The organism is Microbispora sp. NPDC046973, assembly GCF_040644495.1.
Classification (GTDB): domain Bacteria; phylum Actinomycetota; class Actinomycetes; order Streptosporangiales; family Streptosporangiaceae; genus Microbispora.
This window is the reverse complement of sequence record NZ_JBEYWQ010000004.1, coordinates 469,727-489,939: the sequence shown is the minus strand read 5'-3', so window position 1 is coordinate 489,939 and position 20,213 is coordinate 469,727. Positions and strand designations below refer to the sequence as shown.

At 71.3% G+C, this 20,213-nt stretch carries 15 protein-coding genes and 1 pseudogene; 4 read left to right on the top strand and 12 right to left on the bottom strand.

All coding sequences use genetic code 11. From position 1 onward, the window contains the following. Window positions 1–12: 12 nt before the first annotated feature. On the bottom strand, window positions 13–1,602 hold the full coding sequence (locus tag ABZ860_RS12230) for an XRE family transcriptional regulator (RefSeq protein WP_357218744.1): 1,590 nt from the start codon (window positions 1,600–1,602) through the stop codon (window positions 13–15). 335 nt (window positions 1,603–1,937) lie between these two features. Between ABZ860_RS12230 and ABZ860_RS12225 the strand changes: the two genes are divergently transcribed. The 4 genes and pseudogenes from ABZ860_RS12225 to ABZ860_RS12210 all read left to right on the top strand — a co-directional run bounded on the left by ABZ860_RS12225 (window position 1,938) and on the right by ABZ860_RS12210 (window position 5,678). Continuing rightward, entirely contained in the window at window positions 1,938–2,198 is a 261-nt protein-coding gene (locus ABZ860_RS12225) for a hypothetical protein (RefSeq protein WP_142572173.1), read from the top strand. A 467-nt stretch (window positions 2,199–2,665) separates the two neighbouring features. Continuing rightward, window positions 2,666–3,679 (top strand): mechanosensitive ion channel family protein, encoded by a 1,014-nt coding sequence (locus ABZ860_RS12220; protein ID WP_357218741.1) that lies wholly within the window; start codon window positions 2,666–2,668, stop codon window positions 3,677–3,679. 52 nt (window positions 3,680–3,731) lie between these two features. Continuing rightward, a pseudogene (locus ABZ860_RS12215) lies at window positions 3,732–4,091 on the top strand (globin); the annotation flags it as partial. A 36-nt stretch (window positions 4,092–4,127) separates the two neighbouring features. After that, complete coding sequence (locus ABZ860_RS12210) at window positions 4,128–5,678, top strand: glycoside hydrolase family 13 protein (RefSeq protein WP_357218738.1); 1,551 nt, start codon at window positions 4,128–4,130, stop codon at window positions 5,676–5,678. A 48-nt stretch (window positions 5,679–5,726) separates the two neighbouring features. Here the strand turns inward: ABZ860_RS12210 and ABZ860_RS12205 are convergent, their stop codons facing one another. From ABZ860_RS12205 to ABZ860_RS12155, 11 genes are all read right to left on the bottom strand, one after another. Continuing rightward, on the bottom strand, window positions 5,727–6,164 hold the full coding sequence (locus ABZ860_RS12205) for a thioesterase family protein (RefSeq protein ID WP_357218735.1): 438 nt from the start codon (window positions 6,162–6,164) through the stop codon (window positions 5,727–5,729). A 79-nt stretch (window positions 6,165–6,243) separates the two neighbouring features. Continuing rightward, a complete protein-coding gene (ettA, locus tag ABZ860_RS12200; protein ID WP_357218732.1) occupies window positions 6,244–7,908 on the bottom strand; it encodes an energy-dependent translational throttle protein EttA in 1,665 nt (554 codons plus the stop codon). Between the two features lie 10 nt (window positions 7,909–7,918). Next, window positions 7,919–9,220 carry a GGDEF domain-containing protein gene (locus ABZ860_RS12195; RefSeq protein WP_357218729.1) on the bottom strand — a complete coding sequence of 434 codons (1,302 nt, stop codon included), beginning with the start codon at window positions 9,218–9,220 and terminating at the stop codon, window positions 7,919–7,921. 233 nt (window positions 9,221–9,453) lie between these two features. After that, window positions 9,454–10,047 (bottom strand): pyridoxamine 5'-phosphate oxidase family protein, encoded by a 594-nt coding sequence (locus ABZ860_RS12190; protein WP_357218726.1) that lies wholly within the window; start codon window positions 10,045–10,047, stop codon window positions 9,454–9,456. A 308-nt stretch (window positions 10,048–10,355) separates the two neighbouring features. Further along, a complete protein-coding gene (locus ABZ860_RS12185) occupies window positions 10,356–11,156 on the bottom strand; it encodes a single-stranded DNA-binding protein (RefSeq protein ID WP_357218723.1) in 801 nt (266 codons plus the stop codon). Window positions 11,157–11,349: 193 nt separating this feature from the next. Beyond that, window positions 11,350–12,981: a GTPase gene (locus ABZ860_RS12180; protein ID WP_357218720.1), complete on the bottom strand. Its 1,632-nt coding sequence runs from the start codon at window positions 12,979–12,981 to the stop codon at window positions 11,350–11,352. 58 nt (window positions 12,982–13,039) lie between these two features. After that, window positions 13,040–15,193 (bottom strand): dynamin family protein, encoded by a 2,154-nt coding sequence (locus tag ABZ860_RS12175; protein WP_357218717.1) that lies wholly within the window; start codon window positions 15,191–15,193, stop codon window positions 13,040–13,042. Continuing rightward, complete coding sequence (gene cobA / locus ABZ860_RS12170) at window positions 15,190–16,422, bottom strand: uroporphyrinogen-III C-methyltransferase (RefSeq protein ID WP_357218715.1); 1,233 nt, start codon at window positions 16,420–16,422, stop codon at window positions 15,190–15,192. Before cobA ends, ABZ860_RS12175 begins: the two co-directional genes overlap by 4 nt. Window positions 16,423–16,551: 129 nt before the next feature. Continuing rightward, the gene (gene cobT / locus ABZ860_RS12165) at window positions 16,552–17,637 is read right to left on the bottom strand and encodes a nicotinate-nucleotide--dimethylbenzimidazole phosphoribosyltransferase (protein ID WP_357218713.1); all 1,086 of its coding nucleotides are present in this window, start codon (window positions 17,635–17,637) and stop codon (window positions 16,552–16,554) included. Between the two features lie 36 nt (window positions 17,638–17,673). After that, entirely contained in the window at window positions 17,674–18,888 is a 1,215-nt protein-coding gene (locus ABZ860_RS12160; protein WP_357218710.1) for a sirohydrochlorin chelatase, read from the bottom strand. 218 nt (window positions 18,889–19,106) lie between these two features. Continuing rightward, the gene (locus ABZ860_RS12155) at window positions 19,107–20,195 is read right to left on the bottom strand and encodes a GNAT family protein (RefSeq protein WP_357218708.1); all 1,089 of its coding nucleotides are present in this window, start codon (window positions 20,193–20,195) and stop codon (window positions 19,107–19,109) included. Window positions 20,196–20,213: the final 18 nt, after the last annotated feature.

Sequence of the window (20,213 nt, the reverse complement as noted above, 5' to 3'; positions counted from 1 at the left end):
TCGGTCCCCACGTCACCCGGCGTCCCGGAGCAGCTCCGGCGGGATCGTGACCCGGCTCTGCTTGACCACCTCGCGGAAGGCCTGCAACTGGGGCGAGTCGCCGTACTTGGCCCTGACGGCCTTCTCCAGGTCGTACGCGGGCTTGAGCAGCAGATCGGTCCGGTAGTCCTTGTCGACCAGCTCGATGGCCTCCTGGCCCAGCTTGAGCGCGGCCTCGACGTCCCCGTCGATGAGCCGGCACAGCGCCCGGTCGAAGCGGATCAGGGTCTGGTCGAGCAGGTCCTCGTCCGTGTACTTGTCGAGCGCCTGCTGCAGGATCACGTCGGCCTCCACGGTCTGCCCCAGCTTCACCAGGACGTCGCCCTGGTAGAAGTAGAGCTGCCGCTCGGTGTAGCCGAAGGCCGGGTCCTCCCGGTCACTGTCGTTCATCTGCTGGAAGGCGGCTCTGGCGCGGTGCAGGGCCCGCTTGGCCTGCTCGACCACCTCGTGCCGCGAGCCGTTGACACCGGCGATCTTCGCCAGTGCCCTCGCCTCGACCACGGGCGCCATGGTCCGCGCGGCGCAGGGGGTGTGGCCGGCCAGGTCGCGACTCTTCTTCGCCAGCGTGAGCGCCTCACGCGGGTCGCCGTAGTAGAGCGGGACCAGCGCCTCGCGGGCGGTGATCCAGGCGCGCAGGGCCCGGTCGCCGGTCTCGTCCGCCGCCATCCGGCCGGTGCGGAAGAACGAGCGGGCCATCCGCTGGTCCCCGAGGTCGATCATGATCATCCCCGAGAGCCCGGCCAGCTGGGCGGCCATCCGGCACAGCCGCTCCTGCACGTCGATGGGCTGCCTGCGGTCCAGGGCCTTGCGTACGGCGGTGAACTCCAGCATGACGTCGCAGAGCAGCCGTACGGGCGGAGTGTTCATGTACTGCCGCCCGAAGCCGGTCGTGGCCTGCTCCCACTGGTCGAGCATCGCCGGCGAGACGGTGGCCGTGACCATGGTCTCGTCCATCCGCCGGCGGAGGTTCTCCACCGCGCCGAGCACCTCTTCGTTGAGCTCCTTGAGCCCAACCGCCCCGACGGTGCCGCCGGCGAGGAGCCTCAACAGCGTCCTCCGTAGCACGTTCTCGTCCTCCTCGCCCCCGTCCACCGGATGGCTGCCGCCGCCCGACGGGGCCGGCGCACCCCACGGAGCGGGTGAAGTGATGGGTCTGTCCTGTTCTGAGTCCCCGCCACCTGGTTCGGCCAGGTGTCCATGGCCGCAGATGCACGGGCTTTCGAACCCGAGGGCCAGAGGTTCCACCCGGTAGACCGAGCACAGGTAGTGGAGATACTCCGGGCCGGGCCGTTTCATGCCCGACTCGTACGCGGACAGTAGCGTCTCGCCGATGCCGGGGACGGCTTTTCCGTCCCTCTCGAAGAGCGCGCGCACCTGCTCGATCACGTCGGCGAGCGCCACGCCGTGCGAGAGGCGATGTGCCTTGATCCGAGTCGTGCCGAACTGCGGCCCGCAGTCGTTGTGGATCTCCTCGGCGATCTCGGCCAGGCTGCGCCCGGTGGCCAGGCCCCGCGCCCGGATCCGGCGCGCGATCTCCGTCTCCCTGTGTTGCCTGCCGGACATTCCGGCCCCTCTCTCGTGGCCGGCCGCACTCGCAGCCCGTGGTCTCGAGCGGTCCTCGCTTCGTGACGGAGAGTGACTTACTCGTCGCACTCCGACCACACCATAATGATGGACCATAGTTGGCGCGGCCAAGCCCCCAACTTGAACGTGCCGACTAAGGATCGTCTCCCGATGGGGGTTTTCTTTCAACCAACATGGGTTTTCCTCCACCTCAACGGCTTCTCGCCCTCGTTGACCCGAGCACTTCTGTGAGCCATCTTTGGCGCACCAGAGTGAACAGACGAGAACGCAAAGTGCACATTCCGCCCGTGAACGGAAATGAAGGAGGACCTACGGTGGGGGAGGACGATTTCCGGCACCTGGAACATCTGGTGGCCGAACTCGACGCGCGGGGCTTACTCGCGCGAGTCGTGCGCACCCCGTCGGGCCGCGCCTACGTACGCGTGATCAACCCCGACGCGACGAGCCTCACGGAGAACGTCGTCTGCCAGGCGGCCGACTACTGGTGGTCCTGGGGTGAGCGGATGCACCGGGCGGACGACCCCGCCGGAGCGGCCACGAAGGTGGCCCGCGTGCTTGCCGCGGTGAGCGAGTAGGGGAAGGCGGCGGCCCCCAGTGTGAAAGCACAGGCGCAGTCGCCGTGGGCCGCCGCATCCACCGCGGCCTCAGGGGGCGGGCAGGACGCCCGGTGCGGAGCGTGGCCGTCGCGCCGCCCCGGCGCGACGGCGACGCTGCGGCGTCCCGCCCGCCCCGACCCCGTCCGCATGCCGCGGGCGGGCCGACCGGATCGCCGGTCGCCATGGACCGCCGTCCGGCCCTGTCGAGCAGGTGGGCCGGACGGTGATCGAGGGGGATCCCCGCTCGGAGAACGGCGCCGGGCGCGCTTCCGGGTGCGCGCCCGCGCCCTGCCACACCGTCACTGGAGCGTGTCCGGTCCGCCCTCCGCGGCCCCGGACGGGACGCGCTTCCGTCTTCCCCGGCGATGTGACGGAGGCCGGATCACTCGGCAGTATTGGCTACGTTCAAGAACTGCCGCTGATCCGATCCGGGGGGGATCCACCTCGTGTTACCGCTGTCGCCCGCGACGCCCAGCCCTGAGCCGACCATCGTGCCCGACGCGGATGCGATGGTCGCGAAGGTGTCGGAGGCGTGCGCTAACAACGAGGGCATCTTCTGCACGATCCTGAACAGCACCTTGCCGGGCAGAACCTTTCCCGCCTGGGTGCAGCTCGTGGCGGGCATCGTGGACGTGCTGCTGCTGATCGCCCTCATCCTGGCCGGAGCACTGATCATCCGGAACGTCGTGCACCGGCTGATCACCCGGCTCACCGTACGAGCCAGCGTCGGCGTGCTGCCGGAGCGGCTGCGCGGCAAGTCCGTGCTGACCAGTACGGAAGCCGCTGCGGCGATCATGACGGAGCGCCGTAGGGCGCGCGCCGAGACGATGGGCTCGGTGCTGCGGAGCCTCGCGTCCGTCGTGATCCTGGGCACCGCGGCGCTGATGATCTTCGCGAAGCTCGGGGTCGAGCTGGCGCCGCTGCTCACGAGCGTCGGCATCATCGGTGTGGCGGTCGGCTTCGGCGCCCAGGAGCTGGTCAAGGACTTCATCGCCGGCATGTTCATGCTGCTGGAGGACCAGTACGGCGTGGGCGACGTGATCGACACCGGGGTGGCCGTCGGCACGGTGGAGGCCGTCACGCTGCGCATCACCCGCCTGCGCGACGCCGACGGGAAGGTCTGGTACGTGCGCAACGGCACGATCACCCGGATCGGCAACGAGTCGCAGGGCTGGTCGAGGGCCCTTGTGGACGTGCCGGTGCCGTACGACAGCGACGTGGCGACGGTCCGCGAGCTGCTCAACGGCCTCGCACACGACATGTGGGAGGACCCGGACTACCGGGACACGGTCATCGTCGAGGAGCCGCAGGTCTTCGGCCTGGAGTCGGTCTCGGGCTCGTCCGTCATCTTCCGGATCAGCGTGAAGACCGTGCCGGCGCGGCACCTGGAGGTGGCCCGTGAGCTGCGCCTGCGGGTGAAGCGGGCCTTCGATGAGAAGAGCCTCACCTTCGCCGCCTGACCTTACCTATCGGTAGCTGACTTAGGCTGAGATCGTGACCAGCGAGCAGACCCTGTCCTTCTACGAGGCGATCGGCGGCGAGGAGGCCTTCGAGCGCCTCGTCCGCCGGTTCTACAAGGGCGTCGCGGAAGACCCCCTGCTGCGCCCGATGTACCCCGAGGAGGACCTCAGCGGCGCGGAGGAGCGGCTGCGGCTGTTCCTCATCCAATACTGGGGCGGCCCGAGGACCTACAGCGAGCAGCGCGGCCACCCCCGGCTGCGGATGCGGCACGTGCCGTTCGTCATCGACGAGGCGGCACGAGACGCCTGGCTCAGGCACATGGGCGACGCCCTGCGCTCCCTCGACCTGCCGGCCGAGCGCGAACAGCAACTGTGGGACTACCTCGTCTACGCCGCCCACAGCATGGTCAACGCATAAGTAACGGAAGCAGCGGGCAGCCCAAGACTCATGGAAACAACCCCCTGGTGGCGTGATGCCGTTGTCTATGAGATCTATGTCCGCAGTTTCGCCGACGCCTCCGGCGACGGTACGGGCGACCTGGCGGGAATCCGCGACCGCCTGCCGTACCTCGCCGAGCTCGGCGTCGACGCGATCTGGCTGACCCCCTTCTACCCCTCCCCCATGGCCGACGGCGGCTACGACGTGGCGGACTACCGCGACGTCGATCCGTTGTTCGGATCGCTGGCCGACTTCGACGACCTGGTCGCCGACGCGCACGCGCACGGCCTGCGGCTGATGGTGGACATCGTGCCGAACCACAGCTCGTCGGCCCACCCCTGGTTCCAGAAGGCCCTGGCGTCCCCCAGGGGCTCCCAGGAGCGCGAGCGGTACATGTTCAGGGACGGCGGTCCCGAGGGCGGCGGAAGCGGCCACGGAGAGCCGAACAACTGGCTGTCGACCTTCGGGGGCCCGGCGTGGACCCAGATCCCCGACGGGCAGTGGTACCTCCACCTCTTCGCGCCCGAGCAGCCCGACTTCAACTGGCGCAACCCCGAGGTGCGGGAGGAGTTCCTCGACATCCTGCGGTTCTGGCTCGACCGGGGGGTGGACGGCTTCCGGATCGACGTCGCGATGGGCCTGATCAAGGCGGAGGGACTGCCCGACACCGATCCGGGCTTCACCTCGAAGTCGCCGATCTGGAGTCAGCCCGAGGTGCACGACGTCTATCGCGACTGGCGGCGGGTGCTCGACTCCTATCCCGGCACCCGCGTCGCCGTCGGCGAGGTCTGGACCGACTCGGCCGAGGACCTCGCGTTGTACGTGCGGCCCGACGAGCTGCACCAGAGCTTCAACTTCGCCTGGCTGGAGGCCCCCTGGTCGGCCACGGCCTTCAGGAAGGTCATCGACGACACCCTCAAGGCCGTCGCCTCACCGACCTGGGTGTTGTCCAACCACGACGTCGTTCGGCACGTGACCCGCTACGGCCAGGGGTCGCTCGACCCCGGGGCCGGTCTGGCACGGGCCCGGGCGGCGCTGCTCGCCATGCTCGCCCTGCCGGGGTCGGCCTACCTGTACCAGGGTGAGGAGCTCGGGCTGCCCGAGGTCACCGACCTGCCTCCGGAGGCGCGGCAGGACCCGATCTTCGCGCGGTCGAACGGCGAAGTGCCGGGCCGCGACGGCTGCCGGGTGCCGCTGCCCTGGTCGGGCACCGAGCCGCCGTACGGCTTCGGGCCCGGCGGGTCGTGGCTGCCGCAGCCGACGGACTGGGCGGACCTCACGGCCGAACGGCAGGCGGCCGACCCGTCCTCAACGCTGTGGTTCTACCGGCGGGTGCTGCAGGCACGGCGCGAGCTGCGCGGCACGCTGCCCGACGCGATCGCCTGGCTGGAGTCGCCGGAGGAGACGCTGTTCTTCCAGCGGGGCCGGCTGCTCTGCGTGATCAACTGCGGCGAGGGCGCCGTGGCGCTCCCGCCCCACGACCAGGTGCTCGTCACCAGCGGCACGCTCGACGGCACCGCCCTTCCCGCCGACACGGCGGCCTGGCTGCTCACCGGCTGACCTCGCCCCGCCTCCGGACCGGCCGCCGGCTCCGGCCGCCGCGGCCGGTCACGGAGCGCCGGCGGAGAACCGCTTGAGATACGCGAGCTCGTCCTCGTCGAGCCTGCGAGGGCGGGCCGCGGCCGCGTCGTAGGCGACCATGACCGTGCGTGCCTCGACATAGAGCGTGTCGTCGTCGCGGATCTCGTACGCGAGGGTGAACCGCACCCTGGAGATCTCGGTGACCCACACCTCGACGCGGACGGGATCGGGGCGGAAGGTCAGGGGCCTCCGATAGTCGATCTCATGCCGGGCGACCACCAGGTCCTGCCTGCGGCCGGCGACCTCACGCGGCCGCTCCCACAGCATGGACACCCGCGCGTCCTCCAGGTAGTCGAGGAAGCGGACGTTGTTGACGTGGCCGAAGCTGTCGATGTCGGCGAAGCGCACCTTGCGCTCGAAGACGAAGCGGGTCAGCTGCTCTGGAGGATGGCGTAGCTCGGTCACCGGTCAAACCTAACGGGCCTGCGTCCCCCGCTCGGCGGCGGGGGACGCAGGCCCGTGGACGGCGCGAGGAAAGCCCGGCTCAGTCGCGGGTGAGTTTGCGGTAGGTGACGCGGTGGGGGCGGGCGGCGTCCGCACCCAGGCGCTCGACCTTGTTCTTCTCGTAGTCGGCGTAGTTGCCCTCGAACCAGAACCAGTTCGAGCCCTCTTCCCACGCCAGGATGTGGGTGGCGATGCGGTCGAGGAACCACCGGTCGTGCGAGGTGATCACGGCGCAGCCCGGGAAGTCGAGCAGCGCGTTCTCCAGGCTGGACAACGTCTCGGTGTCGAGGTCGTTGGTGGGCTCGTCCAGGAGCAGCACGTTGCCGCCCTGCTTGAGGGTGAGCGCGAGGTTGAGCCGGTTGCGCTCGCCGCCCGACAGGACGCCCGCGAGCTTCTGCTGGTCGGGGCCCTTGAAGCCGAACGCCGCGACGTACGCCCGCGAGGGCATCTCGACGTTGCCGACCTTGATGTGGTCGAGCCCGTCGGAGACGACCTCCCAGACGTTCTTGTTCGGCTCGATGCCGGCCCTGCTCTGGTCGACATAGGAGATCTTGACGGTCTCGCCGATCGTGATGGCGCCGGTGTCGGGAGTCTCGGACCCCGTGATCATCCGGAACAGCGTGGTCTTGCCGACGCCGTTCGGGCCGATGATGCCGACGATGCCGTTGCGCGGCAGGTCGAAGGACAGCTCGTCCATCAGCAGCCGGTCGCCGAAGCCCTTGCTCAGCTTCTCGGCCCGGATGACCGTCGTGCCCAGGCGCGGGCCCGGCGGGATCTGGATCTCCTCGAAGTCGAGCTTGCGGTACTTGTCGGCCTCGGCGGCCATCTCCTCGTAGCGCTGGAGACGGGCGCGGCTCTTGGTCTGGCGGGCGCGCGCGTTGGAGCGCACCCACTGCAGCTCCTCCTCCAGGCGCTTCTTGCGCTTGACGTCCTTCTGGCCCTCGACCTTCAGACGCGCGGCCTTGGCCTCCAGGTAGGTGGAGTAGTTGCCCTCGTAGGCGTAGCACCGGCCGCGGTCGAGCTCCAGGATCCAGCCGGCCACGTTGTCGAGGAAGTAACGGTCGTGGGTGACGGCCAGGACGGTGCCGGGGTACTTCTCCAGGTGCTGCTCCAGCCACTGGACGCTTTCGGCGTCGAGGTGGTTGGTGGGCTCGTCGAGCAGCAGCAGGTCGGGCTGCTCCAGCAGCAGCTTGCACAGCGCGACCCGGCGCCGCTCGCCACCGCTGAGCTTGGCCACCTCGGCGTCGGGCGGCGGGCAGCGCAGCGCGTCCATGGCCTGCTCGAGCTGGCTGTCGAGGTCCCAGGCGTTGCGGTGGTCGAGCGCGTCCTGCAGGCGGCCCATCTCCTCCAGCAACTCGTCGCTGTAGTCGGTGGCCATCTGCTCGGCGATCTCGTTGAACCGGTCGAGCATCGCCTTGGTCTCGGCGACGCCCTCCTCGACGTTCCCGAGCACGGTCTTCGACTCGTTGAGCGACGGCTCCTGCAGCAGGATGCCGACCGTGAAGCCGGGCATCAGCCGGGCCTCGCCGTTGGACGGCTGCTCCAGCCCCGCCATCATCTTGAGCAGCGTCGACTTGCCCGTGCCGTTCGGGCCCAGGACGCCGATTTTGGCCCCCGGCAGGAACGACAGCGTGACGTCGTCGAGGACCACCTTGTCACCGTGCGCTTTGCGCACGCGCTGCAACGTGTAGATGTACTCCGGCATACCTTCAAGCCTAGGGGATCGCACCGGCAGCGCCGTCCGCGCTGCGAGGAGGTGGGGCCAGTGGGGCGGCTGGGAGGCAGACCCTGTCCCTGCCGAGCTCTTTGGCGCGGTAGAGGGCGAGGTCGGCGGCGGCCAGCAGCTCGATCAGGTCCTCACCGTGAACGTTCATGATGGCCACCCCGGCGGAGACGGTGACCGTGACCGTCGCCTGCTCGGCGGGGACCACCATCCGGCCCACCCGGGTGCGCAGCCGTTCGGCCACCCGCCTCGCCTCGTGCACGTCGGCGCCGGGCAGCAGCACGACGAACTCCTCGCCGCCGAACCGCCCCACCACGTCGTATTCGCGCAGTTGCGTGCGGAGGGTGGCCGCCACCTGGGCGAGGACCTGGTCGCCCACCAGGTGGCCGTAGGTGTCGTTGACCTTCTTGAAGTGGTCGATGTCCACCAGGACCAGCGCGAGAGCGTCGCCGGTCCGCTGGGCCCTGACGATCTCCGTGTCCGCCTCCCGCTGCCAGGCGGCCGCGTTCAACAGCCCCGTCTTCGGGTCCGTACGGGCCGCGGCTTGGAGCTGGGCGTGCAGCAGGCTCCGCTGGAGCAGCACGACGGGCGGCAGGACGAGCAGCAGCAGCGCCAGGTTGAGGCCGCAGACGACCGCGACGAGGACGCCGAGGCAGAGCTCGACCGCGTCGAGCAGGACGCGTTCGCGGTCCCACAGGACCTCGCCCCAGCGGCCCTCCGGGTCGGACGCGTGCGCCGCGACAGCGATCAGCGCGGTGTTGAGGACCGTGAACAGCACCGCGCAGGCCGCCGCGACCGCGATCGGCTCGCCCTCCCCCGCCGACAGGCGCGTGGGGACGGGGACCGAGCGATGGAAGACGGCCGAGGCGGAGGCCGCCGCGAGCCCGATCGCCGCCGCGCTGAACACGCGGCGGTACAGCACGGTCGCCCGGACCCTGAGCTGCAGCAGGATCTGCATCGGTATGGGCGCGAGCAGGGCGTAGACCGGCGGAAGCAGGAACGCCACCGGCAACCACCACGCGGACAGCAGGTCACGGGACACACCGGCGGGCATGCCGAGACGGCGGGTCGCCTCGATGCACACCGCGCCGCACACGGTGAGCGCCCCGAACATGGTGAGGTGGTGAGCGTGGAACGGGGTCGACTTCGCCAGCACCGCGATCAGGACCGCGTCGAACGCCACGATCGCGCACACATAGGACACGAGGGCGGGCGGCTGGGCCAGCAGCGGCCATCGACTTCGCCAGCAGATCGCGCTTCGCGGCCTGGCCGAGGTCTGACCGGTTGCCGTCATCCCGCCCCCCCAGTAGCCGAAGCCCATCTCACGATGAGTAACACAATAGTTGCGGAGTGTGCGATGCGCGACGGGAACCGCTACCTTGGCACGATGGCCATCTGCATCTGATGGCCTAAGGAGGCATCTGCGGCGGTTTGCGCGACCCGCTGTTGGATCACCTAGCCGGGGCCCCGCGAAGCCTCTGAGATCTCGTCTCGGGCGGCGAGCAGACCGGCTCCGCCCGCCGGGGATTACGTGGTGCGGGGAAGCGGCGGCAGCGGCAGAGGCAGACCCGGCAGGCCGTCGATGCTGGTCGCGATGTGCTCCTTCTTGTGGAAGTACGCGTCGAGCGACTCGTCGGTCTCGCGTTCGAACCGCGAGCCGTGCAGCGGGCGGTCCCCTTCATACGACATGAACGGGACGGCGTACCCGCACGTGTCACGGATCTTCTCGGCGGTCACGACGATGATCGCGCGCAGGCCGTGCCGGCTCGGGTCGATGTCCGGGAAGTGGCGCATCAGGCCGGCCCACCGTGGATCGTCGCGGAAGACCGGCTCTCCGCGACCGTGCACCCGCACGATATTGGGAGGGCCGTCGAAGGCGCACCACATCAGGGTGATGCGGCCGTTCTCGCGCAGGTGGGCGATCGTTTCGGCGTTGCTGCCGGCGAAATCCAGGTAGGCCACGGTGAGTTCGTCGATCACGGCGAACGAGCCGGTCAGGCCCTTGGGCGAAAGATTGACGGTGCCCTCGCCGTCCAGCGGCGCGGTCGCGGTGAAGAAGATGCGCTGCGCCTCGATGAAGGCGCGCAATCTACCGTCTATCCGCTCATAGCTCTTCCCCATGAGCCGATTATGACCGGGGGCGATCCGGCAGGGCGGGAGCGGGGACGCGTAGCGGAGCGCTTTGGCCCTTTGGCCCGCCGGATCCCGGCGGGCCAAAGGGGCGGAAGCTCAGCGGCTGGCACCTCCAGCCGCCGCCGGACATGCGTGAGTCGCTCGGAGGTCACGCGCATCGCACTGCTCTGTGTCCGAACCTCAAGCTTTGTCCGAACCTCAAGCTCTGTCCGAACCTCAAGCTCTGTCCGAACCTCAAGCTCTGTCCGAACCTCAAGCTCTGTCCGAACCCTGGGCTCTGTGCCCGAACCGGACTGCTAGGCCGCCAGCGCGGGCGGGAGCCAGGCGGCCTCGTCGCTTTCCCGCAGGCCGCGCTCCGGGTCCGTCGCCCCGTCCGTCCCGCTTTCCGTCGCGTCATCCTCCATGCCGGTCTCCCCTGTGCCGGTCTCCCCTGTGCCGGTCTCCTGCGTGCCGCTCTCCTCCGTGCCGGACTCCTCTGTGCCGCCGGTCCGCGATGGCTCGTCGCCCTGCCAGGCTCCGCCGGCGGGGCGGACGCCGGCGATCGCCCGCGCTCCCGGGACCGGCAGGCCCGCGTCGTTCGTGCCTCTTTCGCCGATGAGGGCGTCGAACGCCTCGTCGCCGCCCGCGTCGGCGACGGAGGCTCCACCGGGGCCGGTGTGACCGGTCAGCTCCCACTCCCGCGTCGCGTCCTCCATCGCCTGGCGCTCGCCGTCGCTCGGCGCGCCCGCAGAGTAGGCCCGGATCGGCTTCTCGAACGTGGCGATGCCCCACTTCAGGTCATGGCCCACCGAGCCGGCCTCGATCTCCGCCCAGAACCGCTGCTCGCCGTCGCGCTCGAACTGCTTGATCCGCAGCTTGCCGTACACCACGACCGGGTGGCCCTTGCGGATCGACTGCTGCACGTTGTCCGCCAGCCCCCGATAGCAGCGCACGGTGTAGTAGGTGGTGTCCCTGGTCTGCCAGGTGTTGGTCTGCTGGTCGAGGACGCGCCTGTTGACGGCCATCCGCATCGAGGTGACACGCGAGCCGTCGCGGAACTGGTACTGCCTGGGGTCGTCGGTGACGTTCCCGCTCAGCGTGACGTAGATGTCGTTCATCGAAGTGCCTCCCCGGCCCGGTCACTCGCCGGGCTCCGGGGACACACTGGCCGCGCTCCCCACCGTCTCGCGGGCCAGAAACCCGTTCTGTGGACGAAGCCGCGCCTGTGGACAACGCGCCCGGCCGCCTGCTCGTCCGCAGGCGGGCGGCAGGCCGTTCGGCCTGGGGCGGCGTCCGTGCGGCGGCAGGCGTTCAGCGCCGGGCGGCCGCCATCGCGCCGAAGAACTCGTTGTAGCGGTTCAGCTCACGCTCGATCGGCTGCACGACCATGTCCTGCGCCAGGACGCCCACCCGGCGTCTCATGTCGTGCTCCAGCCGGTCGCGTTCCTTGCCCGCGGCGAGCACCACGAAGTTCCTGCTCGCCATGGCCGAGAACAGGCCGAGCCCGAGGACGCTGATCATCATCAGCCCCACCCAGGGCAGCACGGCCACGTCGCCGAGCACCTCAGCCGGCGGACGGCCCGCCTTGAACACGCCGTACGCGAGGATCGCGCCCGCCCAGGCGAGGCTCGCGACGAACATGACCACCAGGAGGTACTGCCAGATCTTCAGCAGCCACCACCAGGCGGGCACCCGGTCGAGCGGCGGAGCCACCTCCGACAGCTCGTCCGACAGCGCCTTGGGGAGTTCGTCCACCCGCGAGCGGGCCGCCTCGCGCACGCCGTCGCGCCACACCTCCGGCATGCCGGTCGTCAGCCCGTCGGCGAGCGCCTGCACCGCGTTGTCCACCTCGGCGGGCTGAGCGGTGACCGAGCTCGCGACAAGGCCGCGGATGTCGTCCTTCACGGCCCCCAGGCGCAGGCTCTTGAGCGGGTCGGGCCGCAGTCTGGCCGCCCAGCGCGCGTACGGCCAGCCGACCCAGTCGGCGGACCGGACCGCGTACACGTTCTCGAGGGCCTCGCCGAGAGCGGAGACGCCGATCGCGTCGCACAGCGCGTCGACCAGCCCGGCACGCCGCGCGCCGTCCACCGCGGGCTCCACTCGCAGCAACTCCGGCACGTCCTTCAGCAGGCGCGGCACCAGCCGGTCGAGGTCGGCCTCCAGGCGCTGGTAGGCCGCACGCCGGGCGGCCACGGACTCGGCGAGGACGGCCTTCAGGCTGTCGACGCCCCTGCCGGTGGTGGCGGACGTCGCGACCACGCGAGGATGGGCGACGCCCTCACGCCGGAGCAGGTCCTCCAGGTCGGCCACGCACTCCGCCTGCTCCTCCGGGGTGAGCCGGTCGGACTGGTTCAGCACGAAGACCGTCACCGCGTCGTGCCCGGTCAGCTCGGTCACGTAACGCCGGTGCACCGAGGCGTCGGCGTACTTCTGCGGGTCGAGCACCCACACGATGAGGTCGGCCACCTGGATCAGCCGGTGGGCCTCGTGGTCGGTGAGCGCGCGGATCGAGTCGTGGTCGGGCAGGTCGAGCAGGATCAGCCCGTGCAGCTGGCTCTCGCCCTTGTCGAGGGCGCTGGCGCGGGCGAACCGGTGCCGCCACTGGATCTGCAGCCAGTCGAGCAGCGGGCCCGCGCCGTCGATGCCCCACACACAGGCGTGGGTGCGCGCCGTGGTCGGCCTGCGTACGCCGATGGGCGAGAGCTCCAGCCCGGAGACGGCGTTGAACAGGGACGACTTCCCGCTGCCCGTGCCGCCGGCGAGCGCGACGACCGTGTGGTCGGACGACAGCTTGAGCCGGTCGCCCGCGCGCAGCAGGAGCTGGGCGGCCTCCGTGACCAGCGCCGGGTCGAGCCTGCCCTGTCCCAGCTCGACGATCTTGGCCAGGGCGGCGAGCCTGGAGCCGAGTCCGTGCTGCGTTTCGGCGGTGCTGACAGCCGTCATGGATTCCTCACCGTGGTGCCGGAGACGTGCCCGGGCGTGATCTGCCGGATCGGCTCCGTCATCGTGCGACCTCGAGGTTGTACGTTGCCTGGTAGAGCCGCGTCGCCGCGGCCTCGTCCGGGATGCCGGCGCTGTCGAGCGCGTCGACGTATCGAAGGGTCTCCTCGTCGAAGAGCAGGCCGACGCGGGCGCGCAGGTCGCTGCGGGCCTTGGCGCTGATGTTGCGCAGCGACTCGGCGCCGAGCAGGCCGCGCAGCAGCCGCTGGGGCAGTGCGCCGGTGCCCGCGCCCGCCGGCGCGTCGGTGGCGCCGTAGCCGAGCAGGCCGATCATGAAGATCAGCGAGAGCGACTCCACGTCGAAGGAGATCAGTTTCGCCACCGACCGCTTGGTCACACCCTCGGTGCGGATCAGCTCGGTGACGTGGTCCTGCCAGGCGGTGATGGTCCTGGTGGTCCTGCGGGCGATCTCCTCCGCCGGGCGGCCGAGCCCCGGTGTCGCGGCCAGGCGGTCGCCCGCGCCCGCCCGCTGCCTCCAGCGCGCCACAACCTCCTCCGCGGCCTGCTGGACGGCCGAGTTGACCAGCGCTTCGAGGCCCGCCCGCAGGGCCGTCCTCAGCCCGCGCACCCGCTCGGGGCCCTGCTGGTGCCCCTTGGCGCCACGGCGCAGCTGGAGCGTGCGCATGAGGTCGCCCGAGCCGGCGAAGTCCTGCCACCGCGCGAGCACCTCGCCGCGCAGCAGCGAGCCGTCCCTGGTCGCCTCGTCGATCCGCGCCAGGGCGCCCATGTAGGCCGCGTCGACGTCGGAGCGTAGATCCGCGCGCAGGGCGACCTGGGTCTCGAGGTGCCGGGCGAGCGCGGGCAGCCGCGTGCGGAAGCTGTTCAGCACGCCGTTCAGCGTCGACTTGACCGCCGCCTCGCGCCGCTCGTCGTCGACCGACAGCGCGGACAGCCATATGCGGAGATCCGCGATCTCGATCTCGGGCAGCCGCCCGTCCTGTACGGACGTCTCGTTGATGACGAAGCGGTCGACCTCGCCCAGGCCGTACTCGTTCAGCATCCGGCCGAAGTGCTTGACGACGACCTCGCGCGACCGCGGGGGCACGCGGGACAGCACGATGACCAGGCGCGCCCCGCGCTCCTTGGCCCGGCGCAGCAGGCCCCAGGACGGCGCGTCGGCGTACCGGGACGCCGTGGTGACGAATACCCACAGGTCGGCGGCGTCCAGCATGCGGTGCGCGATCTCGTGGTGCTCCTCCACGACCGAGTCGATGTCGGGGGTGTCGAGCAGCGCGAGTCCCCGGGGCAGGGACGGGCTCGACGTCAGCACCACGCTGCCAGGCGGGGCGTCCCTCGTGGGTTCTTCGAGCCTTTTCAGGCCGCCGAGGAGGTCGCCTCGCGCGTACCACTCGTGGTCGTCGGGATGACAGACGATCACGGGCGTCGCCGTGGTCGGGCGGCGCACTCCCGTGGCCGAGACCTTCCCCCCGGCGAGCGAGTTGACGATGGTGGACTTGCCCGCCCCCGTCGAACCGGCCAGGACGATCAGCGCGGGCGCGGTGCTCGTGTGAACGCGCGGGATGACGTAGTCGTCGAGCTGTGCAAGGACCGCCGCCTGCGCCTTGCGCGCCTCCTCGGAGCCCGGCACGTCGAGACCGAAGTGCAGGCCCTTCACCGCCGTACGGAGCTGGTTGAGCGCCTCGGTCAGCGCCGCGGAGACCGGCTCCGGCATCGGGAACGAACGGACCCGATCACCGTCGGGCTCGTGCTCGTCGGCGACGTCCTCCGTGCTCTCCGAGTCGTTCTCTGCGTCCTCGGCGTCCTCGGCATCCGCGGCGCCGTCCGAGTCGTCCTCAAGGCCCTCCGAGTCCTCGGGGTTCTGCGCGTCCTCGGCATCGACGGCGTCTGCCGGGTCTTCCGCGTCCTGTTCGCCGTCGCCGTCGGCCGGCTCGCCCCCGGATTCCCCGTCGGGCCGTACGGGGGCGTCCTCGGCCGCGTCGGCGACGGACGGCGCGGACGGCGCGGGCTCGTCGTCGCGGATCGGGCGGAACGCGATGGTCTGCTCACCCGGCGACTCCGGGTGCTCCTCGGCGTCCAGCTGCCCGGCGTCCGGCTGCCCGGCGTACGGCTCCTCGATGTCCCGCTCCTCGGTCACGGCGTCGCCGGAACCCGCACCGGCCCCGTGGTCGGGCGTGTTCCTGGCTGCCGATCTCACGGGACCCGCTCCGCTCGCACCATTTCGATCTCCTGGCCGACCTTGACGACCTCGCCGACGATCACGATCGCCGGAGGCCGCACTCCGGCCGCGGTCACCCGTTCCGCCACGGTCGACAGCGTCGCGGCAACGGCTCGCTGGGTCGGAAGAGTACCGTCCTGTACCACCATCACGGGAGTTTCCGGTGAACGTCCGTCTCGGACCAGCGTTTCGGCGATCTCCTTGATCCGTTCGACCGCCATGAGAAGTATCAGGGTTCCCGTCGATCTCGCCAATCCGGGCCAGTCGACGGTGGACCTGGGGTCGCCGGGCGCGACGTGCACGGAGATGACGTGGAACTCCTGGCTCACCCCGCGATGGGTGACCGGGACTCCGGCGGCGCCGGGGACCGCGACCGCGCTGGTGATCCCGGGCACCACGGTCACCGGGATGCCCGCCCGGGCACAGGCGATCATCTCCTCGCCGCCGCGACCGAAGACGAACGGGTCGCCGCCCTTCAGCCGCACGACGAACCTGCCCTTGCGGGCGTGCTCGATGAGCAGATCGTTGATCTTCTCCTGGGACAGCGACCGGCCGTACGGCACCTTCGCCGCATCGATCAGCTCGACGTCGGGCGACAGCTCGTCCAGGAGCGCGCGCGGCGCGAGGCGGTCGGCCACGACCACGTCGGCCTGGGCCAGGAGCTGGCGTCCCCGCACGGTGATCAGACTGGGGTCGCCCGGACCGCCGCCCACCAGCGCGACGCCGACCGGCTTGGTGCGATGCCGCCGGGCGTCCACGGTGCCGTCGCGCAGCGCGCCCACGATCGCGTCGCGGATGCCGGCCGCGCGGCGGGGGTCGCCGCCCGCGGTGACCGCGACGCCGACCTCGTCCACCCGCCCGCTGGCGGGGGTCCAGGCCGCGGAGGCGTCCTTGTCGTCGGCCCGCACGCACCAGATGCGCTTGGCCTCGGCCTCGGCGGCGACCGCGGTGTTGACGTCGCGGTGGTCGGTGCAGGCGTGCACCAGCCAGGCGCCGTCGCAGTCGCCGACCTGGTAGGGCCGCCGCTCCCAGGTCACCCGCCCGGCGGCGATGAGGTCGTCAAGCGCCGGGGTGACACCGGGCGAGACCAGGGTGACGGAGGCGCCAGCGTCGAGCAGTGCGGGGACCCGTCGCTGAGCGACGCGTCCGCCTCCGACCACGAGCACACGCCGCCCATCGAGGCGGAGGCCGAGCAGGTAGGGCGCCATGACCCCTGTCTCCCTATTGCGTCAAGCGTGCATTGTTAGGAGGCAAACCTACCCGCTGGGCTCGGGCGACATTCACAGGATGAGACTTGTGAGTCCACGAGGCGGTCGCCCACGGCCTCACCTTGGGGTTCACGCGCCCTTGTCCGCCACGCCCGCGGAGTCGAAGGTGGCGACCTCGTGCATGACCCGCGCCGCCGCGCTGACCAGAGGGTGGGCGAGCAGCCCGCCGGTTCCCTCCCCGAGGCGCAGCCGCAGGTCGACGAGTGGATCGAGGCCCAGATGGGCCAGCGCGACCGCGTGGCCGGGCTCGGCCGAGCGATGCCCGGCCAGGCAGTAGCCGATCGCGTCGGGCACGAGCGCGCCGGCCACCAGGGCCGCCGCCCCGGCGATCACCCCGTCGAGGATGACGGGCACCCGGGCCGCGGCGGCGCCGAGCACGAACCCGGCGATCGCCGCGTGCTCCAGGCCGCCGACCGCCGCGAGCACGCGCAGCGCCTCGTCGGCCCCGTCAGGTAAGGCTCCCGCCTCGGCGATTCCGTTGGCCCGCAGGCCCCGCCGTACGATGTCGATCTTGTGCTCGTGGGTGGCGTCGTCGACGCCGGTGCCCCGCCCGGTGACCTCGGCGGCGGGCCGTCCGGTGAAGGCGCAGATCAGGGCGGCCGACGCGGTGGTGTTCGCGATGCCCATGTCGCCGGTGACCAGGCAGCGCCCGCCCGCGTCCACCAGGTCGCGGGCGACCTCGATCCCGGCCGTCAGGGCGGCCGTGGCCTGCTCCCGGGTCATGGCGGGCCCCTGCGACAGGTCGGCCGTGCCGTACGCGACCTTGCGGTCGAGCAGCCGGGGCGCGGGCGGCAGGTCGGCCGCGACGCCCACATCGACCACGGTCACCGACGCGCCCACCTCGGCGGCGAAGGCGTTGGCCACCGCTCCTCCCGCCGTGAAGTTGGCCACCATCTGCGCGGTGACCTCCTGCGGCCAGGGGCTCACCCCCTGCGCGTGCACGCCGTGATCGGCGGCGAAGATCGCCAGGGCGGCCGGGACCGGGAGCGGCGGCGGGCACGTCCCGGCGATGCCGGCGAGCCGCACCGCGACGTCCTCGAGCACCCCGAGCGAGCCGCTCGGCTTGGTGAGCCTGTCCTGGTGGGCCCTTGCCTCCGCCATGGGGCCGGGCTCGACCGGGCGGATGGCGCCGATCGTCTCGCCGAGGGACGTCATGCTCTCTCCTTCTGCGCGGCGGCTACACCGCGCCGGCTACACCGCGCTGGCGACTCCTGGCTGGGCGAGCGGCCCGTCCGGCGCATCGCCGCGGGGCTCCTCGCCCGCGTCGCCGCGGTCCGCCATGCCGATCATGCTATCCGCCTCGATCTCGCCCTCCGTTTCCGGTTCCGGCGTCTCGGCGTCGAACGCCTCCACGTCGAAGGCGTCCACCTCGAAGGCGTCCACGTCGAGCGGGTCCAGCTCCAGGGACGCGGAGTTCAGCGGAGCGCCGAGGGGCCCGGTGCCGGTGCCGGTGTCCCGGGTCGTGTCAAGGCGCGGGGCGATGGCGGTCACGAGGCCGGCGCCGTTCTCGGCGCCCTGGCCCACCACGTCCGGCGTACGCCCCGGGGGGAACGGCCGGGTCACCGGCAGCACCGTGGACGGGCGGCGCGCCGCCGGCGCCGAGGCCTGGCCGCCCCCGGCGAGCGCCTCCTCATACCTGTCGATCACGACGTCGGCGAGGCCCTCGCAGTCGCCGATCACCTCGGCGCAGCGGATGTCGAGGCCCTCGTGGTTGGCGCCGTACGCCAGCGCCTGCGCCCAGATGCGTTCGAGGACGCCGCCGGCGAACAGGACGTACGGCAGGACGATCACGCGCTTGGCGCCGAGCCTGCGGCAGCGCTCCAGGCCGCCCGGCACGCCGGGGCGGGTGTGCGAGACGTACGCGGTCTCCACGGTCAGCAGGTCGGCGGCGTGGGTCTCCCAGAACAGCCGCGAGACCCGGTGGACCTCGGCGTTGACGGCGGGGTCGGTGGAGCCGTGCCCGACCAGGACGACCGCGGTCTCGCCGGGCCCGATCTCCGCGGGCGGCTCGTCGGTCACGAACCGCGGCATCTCCGCGCGGGCGTCGGCGAGCCGCTCCGCGAGCAGCTTGAGCACACGCGGGTCGGGCCCGAGGGGGCGGCCGAGGTCGTATTCGAGCGTCGGGTGCCGCTCCTGCTCCAGGGCCATGGTGCCGGGGATGTCCCCGAGCGCACGCCGGTCGCCGGTCAGGCTGAGCGGCACCGCGATCAGGTGGTGGTGCCCCCGGGCCACCAGAGAGGCGATGGAGTCGCCGAGCGGGGGGCGGGCGTTCGTGATGAAGCCGCCGCTCACCTCGGCGGGAAGCCCGTCGAGGCGGCAGCGAAGGCGGTGAACGAACCTGCCGAACTCGGCGACGCCGGTCTCATCGTGGGTGCCGTGGCCGATGAGCAGCAGCGGCGGTTTCATCTAGCTGATCTCCCCTGCAGTTGACCTGCGTGTCGTTCACAATCCCCCGCCCCCGTCCGGGCCGGCGCCGCCCGTGTGCATGCCGGGGCGAAGTCTCCCGCTTCTGGACGCGCGCTCACCGGCCGGCGGGAGGCTCACGGCTGGCGAGGATAGCCTTCCGGCCCCCAATCATGGTGGCCACTTGACCGATGGGCACAGCGACTAGGGGGATTCTTTACCTATTGCCATGAAATTTCCCCGTTGAGCATGCCGAACAGGACGGCGTCGGCCCAGCCCCCCGGGACCGGCAGCGCCTGCCGCATGATGCCCTCCTCGATGAACCCGGCCTTCCTCGCGACCGCCTGACTGGCGCGGTTGCCCGTCGCGACCAGCAGGTGGACCCTGTGGAAGCCGAGGTCGAACAGGTGGGCCGTGGCCAGCTGCGTGGCCTCCACCGCGTACCCCCTGCGGCGGGCCCATGGCGCGATCCAGTACCCCAGTTCGGCGTCCCCGCGTTCGTGGTCCTCCCGCTGCACGCCGATGGCTCCGGCGAGCCGTTCCCCGTCCTTCGGCTGTATCGCGAAGTTGCCACCATAGCCGGGGCCGTTCGCGTGCGCGAGCCGGGTGCACCACTCAAGCGCGCGCTCCAGCGTGTACCCCTCCGCCCACGGCATCCAGCGGGCGATCTCGGCATCGCCCTTCACCGCGTCGACGACGTCGAACGCGTCCTGCGGGACGAAGGGCCGCAGCACCAGCCGCTCGCTCTCGATCCTGCGGCGCGGGACCGACCGCTCGTCGCCGCGCAGCCGGCCGAAGACCACCAGGTCGTGCGGGCCGTCGTCCTCGAATCCGGCGCCGCGGAGCAGCCCCTCACGGGTGAAGCCGGCCTTCTCCGCGACCCTGATCGAGGCGAGGTTGTCGGCGTTGGCCCGCAGTTCGATGCGGCGCAGCGGGCCCTCCCCGAGCAGGCGGCCGACGAGCCCGCGGACCGCCTCAGTCGCGTATCCCCGGCGGCGGTAGGCGGGGTGCACGCCGTATCCCACCTCCGCGGTGCCCGTGCCCCACTGGGTCTTGAAGACGCTGATCGATCCGACCACCCCGTCCCGCGCGTGCATCGCGAGGTGGATGCCCTGGCCCGAGCGCCACAGTTCGTGCACGCCGTACGACAGCCACTGCGCGATGCCGGACGCGTGCCCGGGCGCGCCCGGCGGCAGCGCGGTGGGATGGGCGCCGTCCTCGATGATGGCCCGCACCTGGCCCGCGTCCCCGGGCCCGAACGGCCGCAGCATCAGCCGTTCCGTGTTGATCGTCAGCCGCTCGTCGAACAATGCGTCACTCCATCACAT

Bases quoted from the DNA above. Each gene is read 5' to 3' on its own strand.
- ABZ860_RS12185 (WP_357218723.1), bottom strand. From the start codon at position 11,156: ATGAACGACATCTACGTCACGCTGAGCGGGAACGTCACCGACGACCCC.
- ABZ860_RS12160 (WP_357218710.1), bottom strand. From the start codon at position 18,888: ATGAAACCGCCGCTGCTGCTCATCGGCCACGGCACCCACGATGAGACC.
- cobA (WP_357218715.1), bottom strand. From the start codon at position 16,422: ATGGCGCCCTACCTGCTCGGCCTCCGCCTCGATGGGCGGCGTGTGCTC.
- ABZ860_RS12180 (WP_357218720.1), bottom strand. From the start codon at position 12,981: ATGACGGCTGTCAGCACCGCCGAAACGCAGCACGGACTCGGCTCCAGG.
- ABZ860_RS12210 (WP_357218738.1), top strand. From the start codon at position 4,128: ATGGAAACAACCCCCTGGTGGCGTGATGCCGTTGTCTATGAGATCTAT.
- ABZ860_RS12195 (WP_357218729.1), bottom strand. From the start codon at position 9,220: ATGACGGCAACCGGTCAGACCTCGGCCAGGCCGCGAAGCGCGATCTGC.
- ABZ860_RS12190 (WP_357218726.1), bottom strand. From the start codon at position 10,047: ATGGGGAAGAGCTATGAGCGGATAGACGGTAGATTGCGCGCCTTCATC.
- cobT (WP_357218713.1), bottom strand. From the start codon at position 17,637: ATGACGTCCCTCGGCGAGACGATCGGCGCCATCCGCCCGGTCGAGCCC.
- ABZ860_RS12230 (WP_357218744.1), bottom strand. From the start codon at position 1,602: ATGTCCGGCAGGCAACACAGGGAGACGGAGATCGCGCGCCGGATCCGG.
- ettA (WP_357218732.1), bottom strand. From the start codon at position 7,908: ATGCCGGAGTACATCTACACGTTGCAGCGCGTGCGCAAAGCGCACGGT.